Origin of the sequence: Bacteroides sp. UBA939 (genome assembly GCF_002293435.1) — a bacterium.
Taxonomy (GTDB): domain Bacteria; phylum Bacteroidota; class Bacteroidia; order Bacteroidales; family Bacteroidaceae; genus Bacteroides.
The window spans coordinates 1-6,677 of sequence record NZ_DBDF01000160.1 but is presented as its reverse complement, the minus strand read 5'-3'; the positions used below and the strand labels follow the sequence as shown (position 1 = coordinate 6,677).

At 41.4% G+C, this 6,677-nt stretch carries 3 protein-coding genes and 1 pseudogene; 2 read left to right on the top strand and 2 right to left on the bottom strand.

The window, feature by feature from the left end; all coding sequences use genetic code 11:
- Positions 1-279: 279 nt before the first annotated feature.
- Complete coding sequence (locus tag B2Z67_RS10005) at positions 280-2,154, top strand: BspA family leucine-rich repeat surface protein (RefSeq protein ID WP_291529685.1); 1,875 nt, start codon at positions 280-282, stop codon at positions 2,152-2,154.
- A gap of 63 nt (positions 2,155-2,217) precedes the next feature.
- Complete coding sequence (locus B2Z67_RS10000; RefSeq protein ID WP_291529684.1) at positions 2,218-4,227, top strand: BspA family leucine-rich repeat surface protein; 2,010 nt, start codon at positions 2,218-2,220, stop codon at positions 4,225-4,227.
- 282 nt (positions 4,228-4,509) lie between these two features.
- On the opposite strand, the pseudogene B2Z67_RS09995 reads toward B2Z67_RS10000, so the two are convergent.
- Positions 4,510-5,265 (bottom strand): annotated as a pseudogene (locus B2Z67_RS09995) (Rpn family recombination-promoting nuclease/putative transposase); the annotation flags it as partial.
- Between the two features lie 180 nt (positions 5,266-5,445).
- The gene (locus tag B2Z67_RS09990; RefSeq protein WP_291529682.1) at positions 5,446-6,336 is read right to left on the bottom strand and encodes an Rpn family recombination-promoting nuclease/putative transposase; all 891 of its coding nucleotides are present in this window, start codon (positions 6,334-6,336) and stop codon (positions 5,446-5,448) included.
- Between the last annotated feature and the right edge of the window lie 341 nt (positions 6,337-6,677).

Below are 6,677 nucleotides of genomic sequence, written 5' to 3'. Positions count from 1 at the left end.
GTTGGTACGGAGATGATACGGAGCAAGTATTTATACGGATAACCATAAATCAATCTTATTATACGCAAAGTATCTCTATTCTCCTCCTCCTGGGAAGTTGCTTTTCCCCCCGATAACGGGGGAACAGGAGGGGGTGAGTACCCCGCAAGGGGGAGGTGGTAGGAGGAAAAGAGTTCTTCATTTTTGTTTAATTAATAGGTATTTGTTTTGCCTACCACCTATTGAGATACCTTATTTAAAACCTCGAAAATTATTTTTTTTAATCAAGCAATAAATAACATGAGAAAGACTTTACTATTTCTAACCAGCCTGCTCCTACTTATAGCAAGCTGTACCCAAGACGAATTAGGTGGCATCAAAAACCCGGAGCAAGCCACCAACCAATCAAACAAAATCCGCTGGTACGGCGTGAAACTCAGCAACGACCCCCAAACAAGAGGTGTAGCCGAGGGCGCCAAACTATGGAATCAAAATGCCGGCATCTACATCAAATTCCTGAACACCCCTTCCGACCCTCAAATGCTTGAAACTGTGAAGCAAATAGCCTCTGAATGGGAAGACTATGCCGGCATCAAATTCCACTTCGTAGACCAGAGCAAAGATACCCCCGTACGTATTGCCTTCGACTGGAACGGCAACGATTGGCTCACATGGTCGTATACAGGCACCGATGCCAAGTACGAAAGGGCACAAAGCCAACCCACCGCCGTATTAGCCGGCGTAGACTATCTGACTGAAGAAGAACTGCGCAGTGATGTCCTTCGCTTGTTCGGTCAAATTCTTGGTCTGGAATACGAACAGCGTCACCAGGAGTGGAGCCAAAACGGTTACTGGCGCAGTGAATCGCAACTCCGCAGCTATTGGGAGAACCAGTTCGACGGAATGAATATGGATTGGGACGAAATACGTGAATACGTATTCGTACCGTTCACCGAAGCAAATGCCTTGCATCTGTTTGCCACTGATGAAATAGACGAGCTATCCATCATGGTATGGCCGTACTACAACCGCCAGCAGACCACGAAGTTATTAGCCAACTATGAATTGTCGGACGGGGATAAGGAGTTTATTGCCGAGTTGTACCCGCCAGCGGTGCTGGAATTGCCTACCACCATACAGGAAGCATGGGTGGATGCCGGGTATTTTGTGTGGACGGATAGTACTAAGACAGCTCTGAGAATAACCCCCTTGGGCGAGCAACAGAGCTACTTGCCAGACGTGTGTGATGGGGAGCAATTGACAAGTGCGGAATCAATGTTTGTTCCACTTGTTAAACAATCTAGATTGAGGAAAGCTCCTATGTTTAATACATGCAACATTACAAATTTTAGCTTTATGTTCTATAACAATGGTGTCTTAACTGAAATTCCCCTATATGATACTTCCAATGGAACTGATTTTAATTATATGTTTAGTCGTTGTTATTCTTTGTCGACCATCCCACTTCTTGACACATCTAATGGAACTGATTTTTCTGGTATGTTTGATAGCTGTTCTTCTTTAACAAGTATTCCATACCTCAACACTTCCAATGGGATTAATTTTCAGGGAATGTTTGGTATCTGTTCTTCTTTAACAAGTATTCCATGTCTTGACACATCTAATGGAACTGATTTTTCTGATATGTTTTTTTACTGTTCTTCTTTAACAAGTATTCCATGTCTTGACACATCTAATGGAACTAATTTTTCTAGTATATTTTCTAATTGTTCTTCTTTGACCAGTATTCCACATCTTGACACTTCCAATGGAACTAATTTTGGTTATATGTTTAGTCGTTGTTATTCTTTAACAACTATTCCACATCTTGACACTTCTAATGGGACTGATTTTAGTTATATGTTTAGTGATTGTTCTTCTTTGCTGGCCATCCCACTTCTTGACACTTCCAATGGGACTGATTTTTATTTTATATTTACGCGTTGTTATTCTTTAACAAGCATTCCACACTTTGACACTGCAAATGGAACTGGCTTTATGGGAATGTTTTGTGAGTGTCGTTCTTTGACAAGCATTCCCCTTCTTGATACTTCTAATGGAACTAATTTTAGTCTAATGTTTTACAAATGTTCTTCTTTAACCACAATGCCTCAATTAGACTTATCAAATGCTATAAATACAGACGATATGTTCACTGGTACGCCCTTTGTGTAAAAGAAAGAAGTGAGCTTTATTATATAGGAAGTATCCCAATTACCATTTAAAAAAAGAATTAAAATGAAAAAAATATTATTGTTTTTAACCAGTTTGCTCCTGCTTATAGCAAGCTGTAGCCAAGACGAATTAGGTGGCGTTAAAACACCTGAACAGGCAAGCAACCACTCAAGTAAAATCCGCTGGTACGGCGTGAAACTCAGCAACGACCCTCAAACAAGAGGTGTAGCCGAGGGTGCAAAGCTATGGAATCAGAATGCGGGAATCTACGTCAAATTCCTGAATGCGCCTTCCGACCCTCAAATGATTGAAACGGTAAAGCAAATAGCCTCTGAATGGGAAAACTATGCCGGTATCAAATTCCATTTCGTAGACCAAAGCAAAGATGCCCCTGTTCGCATTGCCTTTGACTGGAACGGTAACGATTGGCTCACGTGGTCGTATACGGGCATTGATGCCAAGTACGAAAGGAATCAGAGCCAGCCCACCGCCGTACTGGCCGGTGTAGACTATCTGACTGAAGAAGAATTACGCGGTGATGTCCTTCGCTTGTTCGGTCAAATTCTTGGTTTGGAATACGAGCAACGCCACCAAGAGTGGAGCCAAAATGGCTACTGGCGCAGCGAGTCGCAACTGCGAAGCTATTGGGAGAACCAGTTCGACGGAATGAATATGGATTGGGATGAAATACGTGAATATGTATTCGTACCGTTCACCGAGGCAAATGCCCTGCATCTGTTTGCCACCGATGAAATAGACGAGCTATCCATCATGGTATGGCCGTACTACAATCGCCAGCAGACCACGAAGTTATTAGCTAATTATGAATTGTCGGACGGGGATAAGGAGTTTATCTCTTTGCTATACCCAAATACCATACAGAGGATGTGGGTAGATGCAGGGTATTTTGAGTGGACGGATAATAGTAAAACAGGTTTGAGAATAACACAACTGGGCAAACAACAGGAATACTTGCCGGACGTGTGTGATGGGGAGCAATTGATGAGTGCAGACTATATGTTTGTACCATATACTTATATTTATGGTACTTATACTAAGTTAAAGAAAGCTCCTATGTTTAATACATGCAACATTATAGATTTTAGCTATATGTTCTCTCAGAATGGTAACCTAACTGAAATTCCTCTATATGATACTTCCAATGGAGCTAATTTTAGTGGTATGTTTGGTGGTTGCTATTCTTTGACAGGCATTCCACATCTTGATACTTCCAATGGAACTAATTTTAGTGGTATGTTTAGTAGCTGCCATTCTTTAACAAGCATTCCACATCTTGATACTTCTAGTGGAACTGAGTTTTATAGTATGTTTTATGCTTGTCAACAGTTAGAAAGCATTCCACAACTCAATACTTCCAATGGAACTAATTTTCAGGCAATGTTTGGTCAGTGCTATTCTTTAACAAGCATTCCCCTTCTTGATACTTCCAATGGAACTAATTTTGATAGCATGTTTTCTTATTGTCCACAGTTAGAAAATATTCCAAACCTCAATACTTCCAATGGAACTGATTTTGGTGCAATGTTTAATCACTGTCCTTCTTTGACAAGTATTCCACATCTTGATACTTCCAAAGGTATTAGTTTTTATCATATGTTTGATAGTTGTGAGCTGCTAGAAAGTATTCCAGATCTCAATACTTCTAATGGTACCAACTTTATGTCAATGTTTATTGGATGTTATTCTTTAACAAGCATTCCTCACCTTGATACTTCAAATGGGGTTCGTTTTGATAATATGTTTAATGGTTGTTATCTGTTAGAAAGCATTCCAGATCTCAATACTTCCAATGGGGTTTATTTTGAAAGAATGTTTAATGCCTGTTATTCTTTAACAAGTATTCCCTATCTTGATACTTCCAATGGAACTGATTTTGGTGGTATGTTTGGTGGTTGCTATTCTTTAACAAGTATTCCTAATATAGACACTTCCAATGGAACTAATTTTAGTGCAATGTTTTATAACTGTGCATCTTTAACCACAATGCCTCAATTGGACTTGTCGAATGCAACAGATACAAGAAATATGTTCACCGGTACGCCTTTTCAATAAAAAGCGGAAAGCAACTTACTGATTTACCCCGCAGAGAGGAGGTGGTAGGCTAATAATTGAAATATATATCACTATTACATATTAACCGAACCTTAGAGATTCTTTTTCATCTACCACCTCCCCGCTGCGGATAAATTAGGCTTGCCGAAATTACCGCTGCATGATTTCTTCGTCTTAGATACTTGATTGTAGTAAAAAGCACCCTGCAAACTTCGGTTTATTGTTCCGGCAGTTTGCAGGGTGCTTGCTGAATGGCAGTTATCACTGCCTTACCTTTTCAAATTCTTTAGCTTTGGCTTCTTCAAATCCTATTGCAAAGCCCTTTCGTCTCGCACTATTATACAGTGTCCTTTCAACACTGATAATATCCCAGAACTTTTCATATCCCAACAATTCCGCATCGCTGAAAGCCGACTCTTCCAACGCCGTCACAGCTTTCTTCACTTCAGGATTAGCGAGCAGTTCCTCGGGCACTTGACGCGTTTTTTCATCTATCTCCGTCAGGTAACGAAGCCACAGCGTCTGCATTTTCTTTTCGGTGTAATTTCGGGCATTGAACTTGGGAAGTTCCACGAAAATCAGTTGCAGGCCATTGATTATCTTGTCCGAATTCTCCTCATATACCGTACGGAAATGATGATAGTAGCCTTCTAACTCAGGCTCGAAAACCTCGTTTGCCAGATTGAGCGAATACACGGGCTGTAGCGGTTCGTACTGTTTTTTACGCCTACCAATCTGACATACGTGCGCTTTGGAAGCGTTGATATATATGCGGTGCCTGAATTCGGGAGACCAGATTATCTGTATCTCAACGAGGAATTGACGTCCGTTCCTGTCCTTGCAGCGCATGTCGACAACGCAATTCCTGCTGCGTAAGGGATTATCGGGTACTATTTCCCAAGGAAGGTATTCTATTTCTGTTATCTCCTGCTCGGCAGTCAAAGGAAGCAGGGCATTGAGCAGGCTAATTGCCAAGTCGGGGTGTTCGCCGAACACACGCTTGAAAGTCGGGTCTGCTTTAGAGTTTAAGTATTTCATAATCAATTGTTGTTGGTTGTTTATGCAAAATTACATAAAAATCGGTTGTTTGTATGCAGGTTGATATAAAAACAGGGCAACCGCACCATAATAAAGTAAAAAGCACCCTGCAAACTCCGACTTATTGTTTCGGCAGTTTGCAGGGTGCTTGCTGAATGGCAGTTATTATTTGATAACTTGTTATAATGTAACTATATCTTCCGGGGACAATCCTGTACACTGAGAGATTATTTCAAAAGCTATCCCCTGAGCTTTTAGCTTCGAGGCAATAAGACGTTGCTCTTCTGCGCGTCCTTCCTCACGTCCTTCCGCACGTTCTGTATATATATTGTCGCGAAGAATGACAATATTATCCAGATGTCGGTAATAGGCTTTCAACTCATCCTGGGTCATGCGTTCAAGTTTCAGGAATTCGCGTACTTCACTAAGCCCCGGGGCAGTGGCATTATCCGGAATATCGCCCGTGTTCAGGTAATATATCCATTCGTCAAGCGGGCTTTTGGCGACATTATTAAAGTCGTTCACTTTGAGAATGTAATATTCGGGATAGAGTTGGCTTACTGCATCTACTTTGAATGTTTGCCGTTGGAAAGGGGTTAACTCCAGGATGTCACCATCGTGTATGCCGCGGAATTCAGTTTTACCATGATAGACGGTGTCCTTGCCATGCCCCAATGAGAAGTAAACGATATTCACGCTGTATATCTTGCGTACTTTGTCGTAGCCTTCACCCCGGTTGATGTATTCGGTTACCAACTTGGAGGTACCAAAAAGCATACGCTGGAAGTAGGCGTATTCATTATTGTTCTGCACTTCAATCAGGATAAGCTCTCCACGAGAGTTCTCGGCAAGCATGTCCACACGATTGTGCTTGTCATACTCATCTTCCTGGTTGCTTTCGCTTTCCAGTAGTTTCTGTATTTTGATGTTCTCTTGCAAGAGGGTTGTCAGAAAGCCCTCGAGTACACCGAAATTGGCCTTGTTGCGCAGCAATCGCTTCATCGCCCAGTCAAATCGAATATAATTACTTGCCATAACCTCGTCTCCTTCCTTTTGTTTTTTTGCTTTCATAGAACAAAGATAAAGTTAATAAGTTGAATAACAAACGAGGGGGTACAATCTTTAGTCATCTCACGAGAAATTTTCTCTGTGTATTGCGCTATTTTTCATGCTTTTCTCCTTATTTCTCATGCAAATACAAGCGAATCTGCTATTGTTCGTATCATTTTCCCGGGTTTTACCACACTTTTTATGCTGTTCGGAAGGTGACTTGTTTATGGGTTATGTAAGTGTTATAGTGTTGTGTATCAGTGTGTTGCAACAAAATTGCGGGCAATAAACAGAGTGAGGGTAACTTCTACCCTCACTCTACCCTCACGCTCACCCTCACCTATTCAAACGCCGATGAATAA